The following is a 17,444-nucleotide window of genomic DNA, read 5'->3' as shown; positions in this document are numbered from 1 at the left end:
CTTATCCCCGTCGATGTGGCCAGCAAATAGAAGGCACGCCATTGAGCAAAAGAAAGCCCTGAAAACGCCGAATGCCCGCAGCCTCCAGCCAGCACCACTCTTCCACCGTTTCCACCCCTTCCGCAACGATACTGATTTCCAGTTCTGCGCAACATTTAACGATGGCCTGGACGATGGCCTGCTTGGGACCATGTGCGTGAATATCCGTCACGATGCTGCGATCAATCTTGACCTTTCCGGGCTGAAATTTCGCCAGCAGTGATAGCCCGGCAAACCCGGCACCAAAGTCATCAATAGCCAGACCGATCCCCGCCGATCGCAACTGCCTGATAGCCGATGAGAAGGCCTCGAAACTGGAAATCACCTCATCCTCAGTCACTTCCACGATAACCTGCTCGGGTACCAAATCGTTGCGGGCGATCTGCTCAAGCAAAATATCTACCGCATTCGGCACCTTGACCAGCGACATCGGCAGCAGGTTAATGGAAATTTTATGGCTGCCAATATCGATATTTTTCACCAACGAGAGTGCCCACGCTTTGGAAGAAAGATCGGTTTCATGCAATTTTTCGGGCGGGATCGACGCAAAATAGGCCTGAGGTGATTCGCCGTTTGGGCCGCGGATCAGGGCCTCAAATGAACTGATCTGTCCGCGCAACGGCTCAACAATGGGTTGCAGCGCAAACTGGCAAGGTTGACCAACAAACGACTGTTCTGGAGGAGAAATAAAAGGCGGTGCCTCTGATAAAAATCCCCACGACTCGGGCTCACTGCTGTAGGCCAGCTGTTTCTTCCAGCGTCCTTCAACAAAGGTACGAATAAATTTATAAACCCGGTCATCACTCGCCAGATTATAACGCAGCGCGCCAGTTTTTATTACCGCGCGCAGCACGGCTCCGGGTTTCTCACGGCGCAAATCGAACAGCGCCATTCCCATATTAATAAAACGGCGCTTCGCCGCATAATCACGCATCAACTCAACAACGCTACCATGGCGATCATCAAGACAGATAGCCTCGTACAATTGATTCACGATTTCAGGCTCACCTTTCAAAACCTGAAGAAAATGGCTGCCATCAAAGATCAGAATACCGGTCAGTTGCAGCGTCATGTTACGCGCCTGAGACTGCGCTACTAATGCATCGAGCAGCGATAGCTCGAATGTTCGACTGGCACGACTTCGGTAAATCAATGTAGACAGCATAAGACTCAGACTATTAGAAGAAAAATACGTGTTTCAATATACCCACCATCAGGGAAAGGCATCGAACAAATAAGATACCAGACAAAGCACTCTCCGCGTATCAGCGTTTTTCCTAAACACGCTACGCGGAAGAATCTTGCCCAGGCGACAATTGCTGCAAGTAAAGTGTCCATTAAAAGATACGTTCATGGACAAAGATTAGCAGCAACAAAATTCATCCTCCAGTTTCCGCTCCTTTGTTTTGCACCAATAACCCATTGACATCAACGACAACACCTATTGAGCGTCACCGAGATAAACGGCAGAAAAGCGTTTCCTGCTAGTGTTTCAGGTACGGCCAACCGACAACGGCATCGTCAGGATAAACCGGTTGGCTTGCAGTGCTTGCATCCAAATCACTTATCTTATCAGGTCGTTGTTGGAAACTATCAGAAAACCGCTTGATTGATATGCATGGCCATTATACTGTATTTATATACATAGATAGAGAAACTCACCGTGCCGTTATCCACACTCACACCGCTTCCACTCCTCAGTGTCAATGCAGCTTCACTGCCCTTTTTTATCGAACACGTTCCCTGCGGCTTTCCTAGCCCGGCACAGGACTATGTGGAAGATCGGCTTGATATCAATCAATTGGTGATCAATCACCCCAATGCCACTTACTTTATCCGCGTCAGCGGTGACTCCATGATTGATGCAGGCATTGGCAACGGCGATCTGCTAGTGGTTGACCGCGCATTGGATGCACAGCACGGTGATATCGTCGTCGCTGCGGTGGATGGTGAATTTACCGTTAAGGAACTGCGTACCCATCCTTTTCTGCAATTGGTGCCACATAATCCCCGCTACTCACCGATACGGTTCCAGCCGGAAGAAGCGCTTGAGATTTTTGGCGTTGTCACCTTTACGGTAAAAGCGATGCGATAGCGGAATGAGCAATCTGATTTTGTGTATCATAACAACGCATTCCTCATGCATGACACGCGATCAAATCAGCCCTTCTTCTTTGCAGATCAACCACAAGCGCATATCAAACTCGTACTGATGATAGTCTGGCTCCATGTGGCAACAGAGCTGATAAAAAGCTTTGTTATGGTCTTTCTCACGCAGGTGCGCCAGTTCATGCACCGCGATCATACGTAAAAAGGCTTCAGGCGCGTTCCGGAACAGACTCGAGATTTTGATTTTATTTTTGGCTTTTAACTTTCCACCATGATTTTTCGAAATAAAGGTATTAGTGCCCAACGTACCTTTGACAGGATTTAGAGTACCGTCATAAATAATTTTTGCCAGCGCACTTTCCTTCTTCAGATAGCGATTTTTAATGCCATTCACATAATCGTAGAGCTGCTTGTCATTAGTTACCGTATGTGTCGATGGATATTTTTGTTTAATGACCGCAGCAAGCCGACCAGACTGCAACAAGCTATCGACATTCGCAATCAGTTCGGCAGGGTAATGTTTTATGTAATCCAGTTTGCTCACCGTGGCATTGAACGCGTCAGCATCAGCGGATGCAAAGGGTGAAAAATTCACGGTAATGCTAATCGATTTTATCCATGGCGGCTATCGACGATAACCGACAGCGTTTGATATCGATAACACAACCCTTTTGTGACACTTTGACAACAGCTTGGGTTTTAGAGAGAGCACATCAACCTATCCCATGGAGCGGTCACTGAACAGTCTGTTGGTCCTACAGAGGAAAATTAATCGATACTCTTGTCGTGCAGCAAGACCTTTCATGTAACGATATTAGAAATTCTTGCATACTAATTTTTCATCAGCATTAATACATTATACGCTTTCACTTAATTATATTTTAATAAAAAACAAAACCACCTTCTAACGTAGTAATTATCAAAAAAACATAATTTCATATTTAGGAATAAACTCACAACACAACTAACATTTTTTGTAATTTAGCTTTATCCTTAGACAATTAAACGAACCCTATCTTCCCAGAGTCCATTTATCTAACACAAGAAAGGCCTTTTTATAACTATACGCAAGCTGTAACACTTAGTATTAATAATATGGAAGATCATCATTTACACATTAACCTAGTTATGGCGAGGTAATTATGATTTCATTCAAATCAGTAGCAAAATTATTATTTGCAGCATTATTTTTATTCAGCGCGTATACGCATGCAGAGTACCTCTATGAAATTGAAGTCGATGATAAGTCAGTTGACACCCTGAAGGTTCTACTGGCAGAACCCACCACTCAGGAATTGATTGTTGGTAAATTGAATATCGATCGATTGAGCGGAAAAATAAAAGAGATTGAAATACCGTTAAAAACTAACATGGTAGTTCATTCAAAACTGGTGAGCTTCAAAAAAACAGCGAATCATGCATCTATTTGGAAAGGTAACATTGCACGAGTTAAAACCGGTGGCAATGTAGATAGTGCTTTTGAAAACAACCCGATGAATTATGTCACACTGGTGGAAGCTAATAACCGAATTACCGGCATGGTATCTATTAGAGGACAAGTATATTCTATTAAGCCATTGAATAAACGTCAGGTGGCGATTATCACGCGGGATAGCAGCAAGTTCCCTGAAGACGGACAGCCTTTGATTCCCACTGACGGAAATAATGTGCCAGTGTCGCCTCCTACCCAACCAACGGAACCGCCTGTTAACCAGGCTGACGTCAGCAGAATTAGCGTCCTGATGATCACAACACCAGAAGCCTATCAGCAGATTGGTGCCGCTAACTACTCAGGATCTGTCGCGCTGGCATCCGGTTCACTGCAAGACAGCGTGACTAACAGTGGTTTGGCTATTGAGTATAATGTAATAGACATCATCACAAATATCAGTGAAGATGGCCGGAATATGAGTACGTTATTGACTGACCTACAAAACCCTAATACACCGTTGGGCCAATTTGCAGCACAACAACGCGATATTGCAAGGGCGGACTTGGTTAATTTAATGGTAGTCGCTAATGAATACTGCGGACTCGCAAATTTACTAAATGGAACAATAGAGTCCTTTAAAGCTTATGGTTTTAGTGTAGTATGGTATGACTGTGCCGGTTGGAATGATACCCTAGGCCATGAAATTGGGCATAACCTTGGTGCTCAACACGATCCGGAAAATACCCAAGGTAATCCATATTTTCCTTATGGATATGGATACCAATATACCGGAACGCCAGCATGGAGAACGACCATGGCGTATGAATGCTCATCGATCGCCTGCCCGAGAATAAATATCTTCTCCAGTCCAACGCTATTTCACAATGGGTTACCCATGGGAACGGCAACACAGGATAATAAACGCGTATTGGAACAAACGCGCCATAATGCTTCTATGGTCTATCCTTAATGCTCTGTCGAATGATTATGTGCTCCCTGAATTTTTCGCATCATTCACGGCAGGTGCCAAATTCAACTCAGCATAGACCAAGCTTTGTTTCCGCCTGGCAACAAGCGCAAAGAGAACGATAAATGATGACAAGGGGGTTGCTTATCACCGCCCCCTTTACCCCTATCATTTGTATGCCAATACAGACCATGTTCACCTTGTAGGGTGGCTGCAACTTGCGAACAGTTAAAATACATATCCTTAATTATCAAATTATTAATTGAAATACATCTCCTATATTTTGATCCTCACACATGACAACGATACTGTATATAAATACAGATAAAAGAGATTCCCACCATGTTCGCCCTTATCGACGTCAATAACTTCTACACGTCCTGTGAAACCCTTTTTCGCCCGGATCTGCGCGGCAAGCCGGTGGTGGTGTTGGCTGCGTAATATCGCATTCGGCGGAAGCCAAAGCGCTGGGGATAAAAATGGCGGCGCCCTATTTCATGATGAAAAAAGCGTTTCCTAATACGCAGATAGCCGTGTTCAGCTCCAACTACACCCTCTATGCCGACATGAGTAACCGCGTGATGGCCACGCTGTTTGAATTAGCCCCAGCGCTGGAAATCTATTCGATCGATGAGGCTTTTATGGATCTGTCCGGCGTCAGCAATGCAACGCCTCTTGCGCTTTTAGGCCGACAGATACAGCAAAAAGTGTTTAAAGAGGTAAGTCTGTCCGTCGGTGTCGGTATCGCACAAACCAAAACGTTGGCTAAGCTGGCGAATTATGCCGCTAAGGTCTGGCGCAAAACAGGCGGCGTAGTAGATTTGTCAAACACCGATCGGCAACGCAAGCTGCTGTCGCTGGTACCGGTCAACGAGGTCTGGGGCGTGGGTCGACGCATCAGCAAAAAACTCAATGTAATGGGCATAGAAACTGCGCTGCGCCTGGCTGAAAGCCCAACCTGGCTCATTCGCAAACATTTTAACGTGGTGCTGGAGCGCACCGTGCGTGAATTGCGCGGCGAGCCCTGCCTCAGACTGGAAGAGTTTGCACCAACAAAACAGCAGATTGTCTGTAGCCGTTCGTTCGGCTATCGCATCACTGACTATAACGATATGCATGAGGCTATCTGCGCCTACGCTGAGCGTGCAGCCGAAAAGCTGCGTCAGGAACGGCAATATTGCTGTCAGGTCAGTGTGTTTTTGCGTACCAGCCCGCATGCTGATGATGAAGTCTTTTATGGCAATCAGGCTTCCGGCAGAGTGAGTATTCCCACCAATGACACGCGAGATATTATCCGCATGGCAATCCAAGCGCTCGATAGCATCTGGAGCACCGGACATCGCTATATGAAAGCAGGCGTAATGCTGAGTGATTTTTACAGCCAGGGCACAGCCCAGCTCAATTTATTCGATACCAACCAACCCCAAGCCAATAGCGCCGCGCTTATGCAGATCATTGACCACTTAAATACCTCAGGAAAAGGGGCGGTATGGTTTGCCGGACAAGGTATTCAGCAACCCTGGGCGATGAAGCGAGAAATGTTGTCACCCGCTTATACCACCCGTTTTACCGACTTACCGATTGCAAAATAGACGACAGTTCTAACCCACCATATCCATCACCGGTGTAAGCAATTTATTTTTCCGGTTGCGACGTAAAAAGCTCAGGCATATCGATTTGTTAATTTCCTGCTTTAGCGGAATGGTCACTACACGCTCACGTTTATATAAATTAACGATTGAGAAGGAGCCTGCGCTGATGTGGTTTAGTCGTAATAATAGCGTCAGCGCGCTCTATGTACTTATCCCCCTGCTCGGGATCACTGCCTTCGCTTACAGTCCGGTGTGAATACCTTTATCGGTGAACGGGTCCCGGTAGAAAAAACCGGTGCGGCAGTGGGTTTTCTTAATACCATTTGGCAATTGGGATCGCTATCCGCACCGATTGGCATGGGGATGATTCTGGATACCTTTGGTAACAGCCATTATTACGCCTTCTCTGCTCTGGCTGCGTGTGCATTTATTTCTGGGGTAATTGTACTCTTTATTTCTTTGCCCCACACTGAGAAATAATTATATACATAGAAAGTAATCTGTTTTTCCTTTGTTATAATGGCAAGCGTTATTACCGCACGATTGTTGCAGAACACGCATTATTTTCAACCCGGTGAGCACCATCAAAACAGATGCCAGAATATAATGCTCTGTCATCAAAACCACTTTAATACATAGTGTTGACTGATCTTCTCAAAAAAATACGCCACGATAATCACAATGCAATCCTCCTATAACGTGAACCACATCACGTTTGATAAAAATATCATTATGTTTGCATGACGCAGTCATCGTTAAATGGAAAAAATGAATTTACCTTCTACACTCCTAAGATAAGAGGATAAGCCGTATTACTGCCCTGTCGGTAAAACCCTTTCATATAAAAACATATCAACGCTCATCATTTTATCCCCAACGCCAGAAATGAAAACAACATAAATAACCAGATCATAGAGTTATAAAGTAATGGATGACATTCTTTCTGCACAAAGAAAGTCTCGCCATCATTGCTACATTTGCGTACTGAACAAAATAGACAGTAATTTCACACAGTTAAAACACTAATGTCGAGGTATTTATGATTGGATACAAATCATTAGCAAGATTATTTTTTATAGTTTTGCTTTCATTGAGCACATATGTTTATGCAGATCCTCTTTATCAAATTGAAACTGATGGCAAGTCTGCTGTCACGATAAAAAGATTATTGGCAGAGCCAACGACAAAAGAGTTAATCGTTGGCAAACTAACCATTAACAAGCTGAGCAAAAATATTAAGCAGATTGAAATCCCTTTAAAGCGCAACCTGGTGGTGCGCTCGAAAATGGTTTCTTTCGATGAAAATAAAAAAGACTCTGTGGTTTGGACTGGCAATATTTTATCGGTTAAAAGTGATGAAAAGACAGAGGGCCAATTTGAAAATAGCCCTTTGAATTATGTCACTTTAGTTGAAGCAAACCATCGTTTGACAGGAATAGTGTCAATTAAGGGGGATATTTATTCCATCGTTCCCTTAAACGAAAAGCAAATGGCTGTTATTACAATCGATAGCAGAAAATTTCCTGTAGAGGCTGAACCCATTACTCCCGATGATGCAGACAGCACGTCTATACCAACAGACACTCAAACAGAAACAAAACCCCCGCCCGCAAATCTGGCCACACCCAGTTTAATTCAAATCGCGTTCATATTCACTCCTGAGGCAAGGCAAGCTATTGGAACTGAAAATTTACTTGCATACACAAGGTTAGCAGAAACCCTTCTGAGGGATAACGTAAGAAACAGCGGATTAGCGATTGACTTTCGTCTATTCCCCGCACACTCTTCTGTATCAGAAGGCAACTCTAATTTTCGCCAACAACTGGCTGAACTCCAAAACCCTAACACCCCTCGGGGTCAAGAAGCGGCTAATATACGTCAACGCTATAGCTCACAGTTAGTCAGTTTAGTCACAACGCGTAATGAATACTGCGGGATTGGCTATCGATTGAATGGTTCAATACACCACTTCAGGTATTTCGGCTTTAGCGGGGTCAACTATGGCTGTGCCAGTTGGGGTTATACATTGCCGCATGAGATTGGACATAACATGGGTGCGCAACATAACCCAGAAAACGGGACAAACCGCTATTTTCCCTTTGGTTATAGCTTCCGATTTACAGGACAACCGGCCTGGAGAACCGTTATGGCCCTTGAATGTCCATCCGTCAACTGTGTCCGAATAAACAGTTTCTCCAGCCCAAACCGGTTGCATAACGGTATCCCAATGGGTTCGCCCACGCAGGATAATACTCGCGTACTTGATCAAACGCGTCATAATGCCGCGATTGCGTTTCCCTAGTTCGCGTGTTTTATATACTGCACGGCAAAGGATAATACCCCTTGCTTACGATTGAGGCGAAACACAATAAAAAAGATGCCCGAATAGATCGTTCGGGCATCCGAAGATTATCAAACTCAAAGTTCTAACGACGAATCCAATATAAATACAGCGTGATGGTCACAACGGAAACCAGCGTAGAAAACAGCACGCTACGCGAGGTGATAAGTCCTTCACGCTGATAAAACTCAGCCAGCATAAAAGGGCCAGTCCCAGTAGGCAGCGCGGCCAGCAATACGGCGGTGTGCACCAGCACCGGTGGCAATGTGAATACCCATACGGCCATCACCCACACGATAAGCGGATGCAGAACCAGTTTTAACGTCACCAATAGGCCGATAATCACATTAGGTTGATACAACGCTTTACTCGGTTTATTCGCCAGAAACAGCCCCAGCGCGATCAGTGCACAGGGAGACGCGGCACCGCCGAGGAGTTTCAAAAACACCGTTACCGGTGGCGGCACGCTTAGCCCGGTCAACGGAAAGAACATCGCCACAACTGGCGCCACCAGCAACGGATTACGCGCCAGCGAGCCGGTCACTTTCATCACCAGACGCACGCCGCGCTGTTCGCTTTGTATACCCACTTCGATAATCACGATGGCGATAGCAAACAGCACGCAGACGGTAATGATAGTGGCAATCAGCGTCGGGGCCAGCGCCGCCTGTCCCAGAAAGGTCAATGCCAGAGGAAATCCCATGAAACCGGTATTGGCATAGCTGGCATTCAGCGCATCAAGCGCGGCATCCGCCAGATGGCGTGAACACCACATTTGCAGTACCAGCGTAATGATAAACACCAGTAGCGTTCCAAGGGTAAATACCAGGATGAACCCCGGTTGCCACACGTCGGCGGGACGCGCGTGGGCAATGATATCAAACAGCAGCGCAGGCAGCGCCAGATAGACGACAAAACGGTTGAGTTCACGGGTCGCGTTTGGGCCAAGAATACCGATGGTGCGAGTGAACCATCCGGCAAAAATCAGGGCGAAGATGGGTAGAACAATACTCAGGGTGGATAACATGAAAACAGCTCATTTCAATGGGGCACGGAAAGCCGAGTGATGGCAGCGTGCCAGCGGTTCACCACGCTTACCCCCTTACGGTGACAAGCGTGGGCCTGCGGTACTGCTTAATTGCTGAGATCGGCACCGTTAGAGGCAATGACCTTTTTGTACCAATGGAAACTTTTCTTGCGCGAGCGCTTCTTGCTGCCATTACCCATATCATCCTGATCGACATGGATAAAGCCATAGCGTTTTGACATCTGCGAGGTACTGGCGCTGACCATATCGATAGGCCCCCACCAGGTATAACCAAACAGTTGTACACTGTCGGCAATCGCCTCTCGCATCTGCTCGATATGCAACCGCAAATAGTCAATACGGTAATCATCTTCAATGATACCGTTCGGCCCCACCTCATCGACGGCACCCAAACCATTTTCAGCGATAAATACCGGCTTCTGATAGCGGTCATACAGCTGGTTCAGTGCCAGACGCAGCCCTTTTGGATCGATCTGCCAGCCCCAGTCGCTTTCCGGCAAGTGCGGATTACGAATACCGCCCGTGATCAGGTTGCCCTTGACCCCCTCCAGTTTTTCCGGATGCGCGCTAACGGTGCTCGACATGTAGTAGCTGAACGACACGAAGTCCACCGGATACTGACGCAGGATTTCATCGTCGCCCATTTCCTTTTTCAGCACCACGTTCTTCTCAGAGAACATGCGCTCTGTCCAGGCAGGGTAGTAACCGCTCGCCTGCACATCGCTGAAGAACAGAGAAACGCGCTGCACCTCTTCACACGCCTGAAGATCGTCTGGATGGCAGGTATGCGGGTAGAGGATTTGATAACTGATCATGCAGCCAACGCGGGAGTCGGGAATAATCTGATGACACGCCTTGGTTGCCAGCGCACTGGCAACAAACTGGTGATGCGCCCCCTGGTATTTCGCTTGCTCCAGATGCGGGTGATTCTCTTCCACCACGCCAATACTGACGTAGGGGTGATGCTTCACACAGTTGATTTCGTTGAAAGTCATCCAATATTTGACCTTGGTGCGATAGCGCTGGAACACCGTTTGCGCAAACCGGAGATAGAAATCGATGATCGTGCGATTCGGCCAACCGCCGTATTCCGTCACCAGCGTCAGCGGCATTTCATAGTGAGAAAGGGAGACGATCGGCTCAATGTTGTGTTTGCGCAGCGTATCGAACACCTTATCGTAAAAGCGCAGCCCGGCTTCGTTGGGTTCAGCCTCATCACCGCGAGGGAAAATACGCGTCCAGGCGATGGACATATGGAAACATTTAAAACCCATTTCAGCAAACAGCGCGATATCTTCTTCATAATGATGGTAAAAATCATTGCCGTTGCGCTTCGGATAGTATTTCTTGCTGTTGGGATCCTGCGCTTCCGCGACCTGAGCATGGGTCATCCCCGCCCATTGATCCAACCAGCGTTCTTTCGGCGCGTTAGCATCGAAAATAAATACATCAGAAGCAGACAGCCCCTTGCCATCAATGTGGCATGCCCCCTCCAACTGGTTAGCCGCCGTTGCGCCACCCCATAAAAAATCGTCAGGGAAATCCTTGGTAAAGGTCATCATCTCTCCTTACGCCGCGGTAGCGGACAGTTGCAAAAAGGGTTCACGTTCATTGATATTTCCCTGTTTCACCAGGCTAATATCACTGTAGTTTTCCGTATTGGTCACAATAACGATCACGCTGGGGTCAATGTTTTCCGCCAACAGCGCATTGAGATCGAAGCTGATAAGTGGGTCGCCCACCGTCACGCGCTGCCCGTCTTCAACGTGACGCGTAAAATGGCGCCCATTGAGCTTAACCGTGTCGATACCGATATGAATCAGTACCTCAGCTCCGGTATCGCTTTGCAGCGTAATGGCATGATTGGTGGCAAACACCGAGCCCACCACCCCGGCAATACCTGCCAAAGCGCCCATGTTGGTCAGCAGCCAGAGAATGCCGCCCGACAAGGCGTTACCGAGGAAAATACCGGCAGGGCCGATGATAATCAGCATGACGGGAGCCACAATCAGCAGGCTGAACAAGGGAACAAAGATGGTGCGCAGCGCCGCATGCATGATGGCATTCAGCAGACACTCTACCCAGCTCAGTAGCCAGACAGACAGGATGATCGGAATCACCGATGAGGCATAGGAGACCGGCGAAACGCTGAGTCCTAAAAAGTGGACCGGCGCGCCGGATTTGAGCAGCGTGACCAGCGTCGGGTGAAACAGCGCCGCAGCCAGCGCCACGCTGACAAACGGGTTAGCGCCAAATTTCTGTCCGGCACTGAATGCCAGCACGATCGGCATAAAATAGAACACACCATCGCTGATCGCGGAAAGGATCTGATAGGTCTGATTGGTGTTTTCTACCCAGCCAAAGGAGATGAACAGCGACAGTAGCCCCTTCATCACCCCTGCCCCGACAATGGCCGGAATAATCGGTGAAAAAATTCCCGAGATCACTTCAAACAGAGCCGAAACAGGATTGCGTTTTTTCGTCGCTTGGTTTTGGCTTTCACCTTCTGCCGCCTGGCGTTCAAGATGTGGCAATTGTGCATAAATAGCCTGGCACACCTGCGCCACTTTTCCACCGATAATCACCTGAAATTGATCGCCCGAAAGATTGACGCCCATCACGCCATCCAAATCTTCCAGAACCTGACGATTAACCTTGTCGGTATCTTTTAAATTAAAGCGTAAACGCGTGATGCAATGAAACAGGGAGATAATATTTTGCTCGCCACCCAGATGTTCAATTATCCGGGTGGAGCTCTGTTTAATATCCATCGCCGAGACTCTCCAGAAAGAAACGTGTTATTTCACTCAATACCTACCGATAGCAAGGCTATCGGAACCTGGCTTCCTCTGGGGTTTGCCTGATTGAACAGTAACAATCCTAAATGGAATTTTTTTGCCGCTGCATCATGTTTTCAATGTGCACCGTTAAATACAATTTTTCCGCATCGGTCATCTGATACTGGTAATTCTTTTTAATGAAACCGCCGATCGCATTGACACAATTAACCGTTTTTTCATGTTTTTTCTTTACCAGGTTAAATAAGTCATCGACATCATCATTCAGTTCAGTTTTTCGTAATACCCGCTGGGCAAAAAATTTAATATGTGTGATAAAACGCTGGTAGCTGATGTTTTGCTCATCAATGGCCATACTGTACCAGTATTTTACAATATTCTGAATCTGGTAGATAAGCTTGGTGATTTCTCTCACCTGACCATCTGGGCTTTTCATGCCAGCGTTCGCCATATGCAGCGCGATACTGCACGCTTCGGCGTTGGGCAAAAGTACGCCAGTGCGTGAAGCAATGACCGCGAGTGCCTGTAACGCAATGGTATATTCATCTTGATAAAAGTGGCGAACTTCCCACTCCAGAGGATTGTGTATTTCCTGCCCCTGCTTTTGCCGTTCAATGGCATAATGTAAATGGTCAGAAAGGGAAACATACAGCCCTTCGCTCAATTTGTAATCCAGCGCGTGTTGCGCCAGTCAGACAATATCATCGGTGAGCTGAATAATTTCCACCGGAAGCTCATTGAGCAACACCATAAAGCGGGAAGTGGTTTTGTCATCACGCAGGTGGAAAGTTTTTTCGACTTTATTTTCCGGCACAATATCGCCGACGCGCGCTTCAAAACCCAAACCTCTACCGGTCAAAATACGTTCATTGCCTGCAGCATCAATGGCACTGACAACATTATTATTTAATATTTGTTTGATAGTCTGTGTCACAGCTATCCCCTAAAACAAAACGGGCAAAACATAAATGCAACCGGAAAAGAAAAATTCTTTTTCGCGCCTGCAATTAGGTTTAGCCCGCCGAACGGTAACAAGCTCTAAAAGCTGTTTGGAATCTACCACTGCGGCGAAAGCGGGTCAAGACAGCGTCACACCCCGATCGCCCAGTATGTTAAAATTGTGATCGCGATAACATGGCAGAAGACGCCTACAGTTCACTCATCACCGTCATCCGCAGTAGCATCGAGCGTATCGCCAATGGCATAGTAGCGCCCACCAGCGATATAGTGCAGGCTGCGCCAGGCGGGATCGGCGTCATCAAAATGCCAGCGCCCGGCACGAAATACCCGCGTATCGGCCCATGCTCCCGTAATACACGCAATAAAGAGATCGTGATTCTGCTGATTGTGCGGCTCCGGCAGCAGTTGACATGCGAGCCAGGCCGCGCAGCCGCTGACAAAAGGCAAATCAAAGCCCGGCTGAGTGAACAATTCAACCTCTGCCTGTGCCAGCTTATCCGGCTGGTTAGCCAGACTGCGCGTACCCATATGGTGAGTCAGCATCAGCTGCGCCACAGTGGGCACCTGAATCGCAAACCGTCCGCTCTTTTCCACCAGTTCGCGCGTTTTCGCACCTTTATCCAATACTACCGTCAATTTCGCCGGGGAAAAATCAATGCACACGCCCAGGAGGCTGCCATCACATTATCAACGCCTTGATGCCGAGCCGACACCAGCACGGTGGGTCCATGGTTGATAAGACGATACACTTTTTCCAACGCGACAGGGGCAAGGGTATCCATGCTAATTCCTCTTTGTTCTCAATAGGCGGGTTGCCAATGCCGCTATCCTAATCAACGCTTGACGGATACGCCAGTGAGAAGAAAAGGGAATACATCGGATAGAAATTAATGAATTACACTCATTAGTGCATGCGTATTTTGCTATCTGGTGCCAGGTTACACGATGCGATACGCTCGGTGTAATACCGTTTCGCACCACCATAACACCGCGATGTGCGCTGATGACAGGCCGCATCACCGCTTTTATTTCGACGCAAACCGTCAATAACGCAAACAGGGAGCTTACCATGAAGACCATCGGTTACGCCGCACTCAGCCCCAGCACGCCGCTCGCCCCGTTCACTTTTGAACGCCGCGCCCTGCGCGCCAATGATGTTGCTATGGAAATTTTATACTGCGGCGTGTGTCACTCGGATTTGCATACGGCACGCAATGACTAGGGTTGGACGCTTTACCCCGCCGTACCGGGATACGAAATTGTTGGACGGGTGACGGAAGTCGGCCCGGACGTTACTCGTTTTCGCGTCGGCGATGCGGTGGCGGTCGGCTGTCTGGTCGACAGTTGTCAGGAGTGCGACCATTGCCACCACGGCGAGGAGCAGTTTTGCACCAATGGCAGGACGGATACTTATAACGCGCCCGATCGCATTACCGGAGAAAACACCTATGGTGGCTACGCCAAGCACCTGGTGGTACGTGAAGAGTTTGTCCTGCGCGTGCCGGATAACCTGACGCTGGCGCATGTTGCGCCGCTGCTGTGCGCAGGCATTACTACCTATTCGCCACTGCGCACCTGGAATGTCGGCCCCGGCAGCCGCGTTGGCGTCATTGGGTTGGGCGGATTGGGCCATATGGCGGTCAAGCTGGCGGCGGGTCTCGGCGCCGATGTTACCGTGATGAGTTGCACTAACAGCAAAGAAGCCGACGCGCTATCTCTGGGGGCCGATCGGCTGCTGGTGTCCAGCGACAGCGATGCCATAGCGGCCGCACAATCCCGTTTCGATCTGATTATTGATACCGTTCCGGTCAAGCACGACGTTAACCCTTATATGCTGCTGCTGAAAGTCGACGGTACGCTGGTGTTAGTTGGACAAGTTAGCCCGCTGGCGGAATCGACCACGGTGCCGCTGATCCTCGGACGCCGTCGTATCGCCGGATCGCTAATCGGAGGTATCCGTGAAACGCAGGAGATGCTCAATTTCTGTGCGAAAAAGCAGATCCTGCCCGATTGTGAAATGATACGTATGGATCAGATCAACGAGGCTTTCGATCGTATGGAACGCGCCGATGTGCGTTACCGTTTTGTTATTGATATGGCCTCACTCCCTGCGCCCAGCGCACAGTAATTAGCGGATAAACGCGCCGCTGCACAGCCCGGGCGGCGCTAATCGGAAGACGACATGCTGAAAGAAAATTTCAACGACCTGATGTCATTTTTGGCGGTTGCCAGAGAGCGCAGCTTTACTAAAGCTGCCGCCCACCTCAGCGTATCGCAATCCGCTCTTGGCCATTCAGTACGCAGTCTGGAAGAGCGTCTGGAACTGCGGTTACTCACCCGAACAACGCGCAGCGTGGCCCCGACAGACGTCGGTGAACAACTCGCCAATCGCATTGGACCCCGACTGGCCGATATCGAAAATGAACTTATCGCCCTGCGTGATATGCGTGCGCGCCCGGCGGGAAATATCCGCATCACGGCCGGTGAACATGCCGCCGATTACGTGCTGTGGCCCGTACTGAAATCGTTTCTCGCCACCTACCCAGACATCAACATTGAAATTACGGTGGATAACGCGCTCACCGACATTGTCAGTGAACGTTTCGATGCAGGCATTCGTCTGGGAGAACAAGTGGCAAAAGATATGGTGGCAGTGCGTATCGGCCCCGAAATGCGCATGGCTGTGGTGGGTTCTCCCGATTATCTTGCGCGTAACGGCGTACCTTCTTCGCCCCAGGCATTGCAGCAGCACCGTTGCATTAACATTCGCCTGCCGACACTGGGCGGGTTATATGCCTGGAAGTTTGAACAAGATGGCCGCGAAATGCGGGTACGCGTCGATGGGCAACTGACATTCAACAGCTTGCGCCAGCGTATTGATGCTGCGCGCAACGGTTTCGGTCTGGCTTACGTACCGGAGAATACGGTTTCTCAGGAACTTGAATCAGGAACACTGAAGCGGGTACTGGAGGCGTGGTGCGCCCCCTTTCCCGGGTACTACCTTTATTCCCCTACGCGCAAGCAGCATCCCACTGCGTTTGCTCTGTTTATTGAAGCCATGCGCTATCAGGGATAATCACCCATTGTTGCGTCACAGCACAAACATTCAGCACTCAGTAAAAAAGCAGTAATAAAGCACTTGCCATCATGCGATGACGACGCCATAATAGCGCCCACTCCACAAGCTGGAGTGTAAAAAATGTATCTAATCAAATAATTGATTGATACTACATACAGTACGACCGTAGCTCAGTTGGTTAGAGCACCACCTTGACATGGTGGGGGTCGGTGGTTCGAATCCACTCGGTCGTACCAATTCTTTTAACAGATATCCGTTATCTGACTTGCTTTAAACGCCCTCTGTTTTAAATATTTTCAATCTGTTCACAATCAATTGTTGTCTCGCCTTCTTAAGCTTTCCTCAACCGCCATATTGCTCACTTTTAACCGTGCCACTTCATCACCTGGCGTTGCACCAAAATAGCGTTTAAATTCCCGGCTGAATTGCGACACGCACCGCTGCCGTACCAGCCCGTACACCGTCGTTAAGCATCATCAGGCGTGCTTTGTGCAACCGATAAGACTTCAGGTATTGCATCGGCGAGGTGTTGGTCACTGCCTTGAAGTTATGATGAAAGGCAGACATGCTCATATTCACCTCCGTCCCCAGCACTCTGGCGTCACGCGGGGTTTGCATCGCATCAAACAAGCGTCCAACCGTGCACAGCATCTCTTCGGTGAAAGGCACGCTGTTGACGCCGCAGGATCCCGAGCACGGGCGAATAACGCTGTCATCATCGCCAATATCCAGCAGCAATTCCTGAAGCACCTGTGGATCGATACGTATCGAAATGCCCACCAGCGGCTGTTCTGCGCTGGCAACCGTCTCACATTCAAACGGCAATGGCACCGTCATCAACAAGTAGTTTTCTGCGCCATACTGAAAAACGTTATCGCCCACATAGCCAATCTTCCTGCCCTGAAACAGGATGACAATCGTCGGGTCATACATCACCGGCACGCGTGGGTGAGGCTTATCCGTATAGAGAATTTTCACCTGCGCTATCGGCGAGGGCGTCACCCAGTTTTGCGTTGTATAGCCGAGCGCCTGCTTGATTATCCTGGCAAACACTGGGGCATGTTGGGTACGCATCATCA

General features: G+C 48.5%; 10 protein-coding genes, 1 tRNA gene and 5 pseudogenes. 8 read left to right on the top strand and 8 right to left on the bottom strand.

Features of this window, described 5'->3' with window-relative positions; translation table 11 throughout:
* Position 1: 1 nt before the first annotated feature.
* Positions 2 to 1,204: a diguanylate phosphodiesterase gene (locus ACMZI0_RS13625; RefSeq protein WP_415673342.1), complete on the bottom strand. Its 1,203-nt coding sequence runs from the start codon at positions 1,202 to 1,204 to the stop codon at positions 2 to 4.
* A 498-nt stretch (positions 1,205 to 1,702) separates the two neighbouring features.
* Between ACMZI0_RS13625 and umuD the strand changes: the two genes are divergently transcribed.
* The gene (umuD, locus tag ACMZI0_RS13620) at positions 1,703 to 2,134 is read left to right on the top strand and encodes a translesion error-prone DNA polymerase V autoproteolytic subunit (RefSeq protein ID WP_415673341.1); all 432 of its coding nucleotides are present in this window, start codon (positions 1,703 to 1,705) and stop codon (positions 2,132 to 2,134) included.
* 60 nt (positions 2,135 to 2,194) lie between these two features.
* On the opposite strand, the gene ACMZI0_RS13615 is transcribed toward umuD, so the two are convergent.
* Positions 2,195 to 2,692: a YgjP-like metallopeptidase domain-containing protein gene (locus ACMZI0_RS13615; RefSeq protein WP_415673444.1), complete on the bottom strand. Its 498-nt coding sequence runs from the start codon at positions 2,690 to 2,692 to the stop codon at positions 2,195 to 2,197.
* Between the two features lie 598 nt (positions 2,693 to 3,290).
* On the opposite strand from ACMZI0_RS13615, the gene ACMZI0_RS13610 reads away from it, so the two are divergent.
* From ACMZI0_RS13610 to ACMZI0_RS13595, 4 genes and pseudogenes are all read left to right on the top strand, one after another.
* Entirely contained in the window at positions 3,291 to 4,550 is a 1,260-nt protein-coding gene (locus ACMZI0_RS13610; RefSeq protein WP_415673340.1) for a M12 family metallo-peptidase, read from the top strand.
* Positions 4,551 to 4,889: 339 nt separating this feature from the next.
* Positions 4,890 to 6,139, top strand: a pseudogene (umuC, locus tag ACMZI0_RS13605) (translesion error-prone DNA polymerase V subunit UmuC).
* Between the two features lie 252 nt (positions 6,140 to 6,391).
* The gene (locus ACMZI0_RS13600) at positions 6,392 to 6,619 is read left to right on the top strand and encodes a hypothetical protein (protein ID WP_415673339.1); all 228 of its coding nucleotides are present in this window, start codon (positions 6,392 to 6,394) and stop codon (positions 6,617 to 6,619) included.
* Positions 6,620 to 7,178: 559 nt separating this feature from the next.
* Positions 7,179 to 8,441, top strand: coding sequence for a zinc-dependent metalloprotease family protein (locus tag ACMZI0_RS13595; RefSeq protein WP_415673338.1), 1,263 nt, complete (start codon positions 7,179 to 7,181; stop codon positions 8,439 to 8,441).
* Between the two features lie 124 nt (positions 8,442 to 8,565).
* Here the strand turns inward: ACMZI0_RS13595 and ACMZI0_RS13590 are convergent, their stop codons facing one another.
* The 5 genes and pseudogenes from ACMZI0_RS13590 to ACMZI0_RS13570 all read right to left on the bottom strand — a co-directional run bounded on the left by ACMZI0_RS13590 (position 8,566) and on the right by ACMZI0_RS13570 (position 14,068).
* Positions 8,566 to 9,507, bottom strand: a complete 942-nt coding sequence (locus ACMZI0_RS13590; RefSeq protein ID WP_415673337.1) for an AEC family transporter — start codon at positions 9,505 to 9,507, stop codon at positions 8,566 to 8,568.
* Positions 9,508 to 9,614: 107 nt separating this feature from the next.
* Positions 9,615 to 11,087, bottom strand: a complete 1,473-nt coding sequence (locus ACMZI0_RS13585) for a glycoside hydrolase family 1 protein (RefSeq protein WP_415673443.1) — start codon at positions 11,085 to 11,087, stop codon at positions 9,615 to 9,617.
* A 9-nt stretch (positions 11,088 to 11,096) separates the two neighbouring features.
* Entirely contained in the window at positions 11,097 to 12,299 is a 1,203-nt protein-coding gene (locus ACMZI0_RS13580; protein WP_415673336.1) for a PTS glucose transporter subunit IIA, read from the bottom strand.
* 109 nt (positions 12,300 to 12,408) lie between these two features.
* A pseudogene (gene licT, locus ACMZI0_RS13575) lies at positions 12,409 to 13,248 on the bottom strand (BglG family transcription antiterminator LicT).
* A gap of 233 nt (positions 13,249 to 13,481) precedes the next feature.
* A pseudogene (locus ACMZI0_RS13570) lies at positions 13,482 to 14,068 on the bottom strand (flavin reductase family protein).
* A gap of 287 nt (positions 14,069 to 14,355) precedes the next feature.
* Between ACMZI0_RS13570 and ACMZI0_RS13565 the strand changes: the two are divergent.
* The 3 genes and pseudogenes from ACMZI0_RS13565 (at position 14,356) to ACMZI0_RS13555 (ending at position 16,601) form a co-directional block, all read left to right on the top strand.
* Positions 14,356 to 15,414: pseudogene (locus ACMZI0_RS13565) on the top strand (NAD(P)-dependent alcohol dehydrogenase).
* 54 nt (positions 15,415 to 15,468) lie between these two features.
* Complete coding sequence (locus ACMZI0_RS13560; RefSeq protein ID WP_415673335.1) at positions 15,469 to 16,362, top strand: LysR family transcriptional regulator; 894 nt, start codon at positions 15,469 to 15,471, stop codon at positions 16,360 to 16,362.
* A gap of 162 nt (positions 16,363 to 16,524) precedes the next feature.
* Positions 16,525 to 16,601, top strand: a tRNA-Val gene (locus ACMZI0_RS13555).
* A 75-nt stretch (positions 16,602 to 16,676) separates the two neighbouring features.
* On the opposite strand, the pseudogene ACMZI0_RS13550 reads toward ACMZI0_RS13555, so the two are convergent.
* Positions 16,677 to 17,439, bottom strand: a pseudogene (locus tag ACMZI0_RS13550) (AraC family transcriptional regulator).
* Positions 17,440 to 17,444: the final 5 nt, after the last annotated feature.

Source organism: Symbiopectobacterium sp. (assembly GCF_047692315.1).
Taxonomy (GTDB): Bacteria; Pseudomonadota; Gammaproteobacteria; order Enterobacterales; family Enterobacteriaceae; genus Symbiopectobacterium.
Note: the sequence above shows the minus strand (reverse complement) of the source record. Positions and strands in the feature narration are given on the sequence as shown.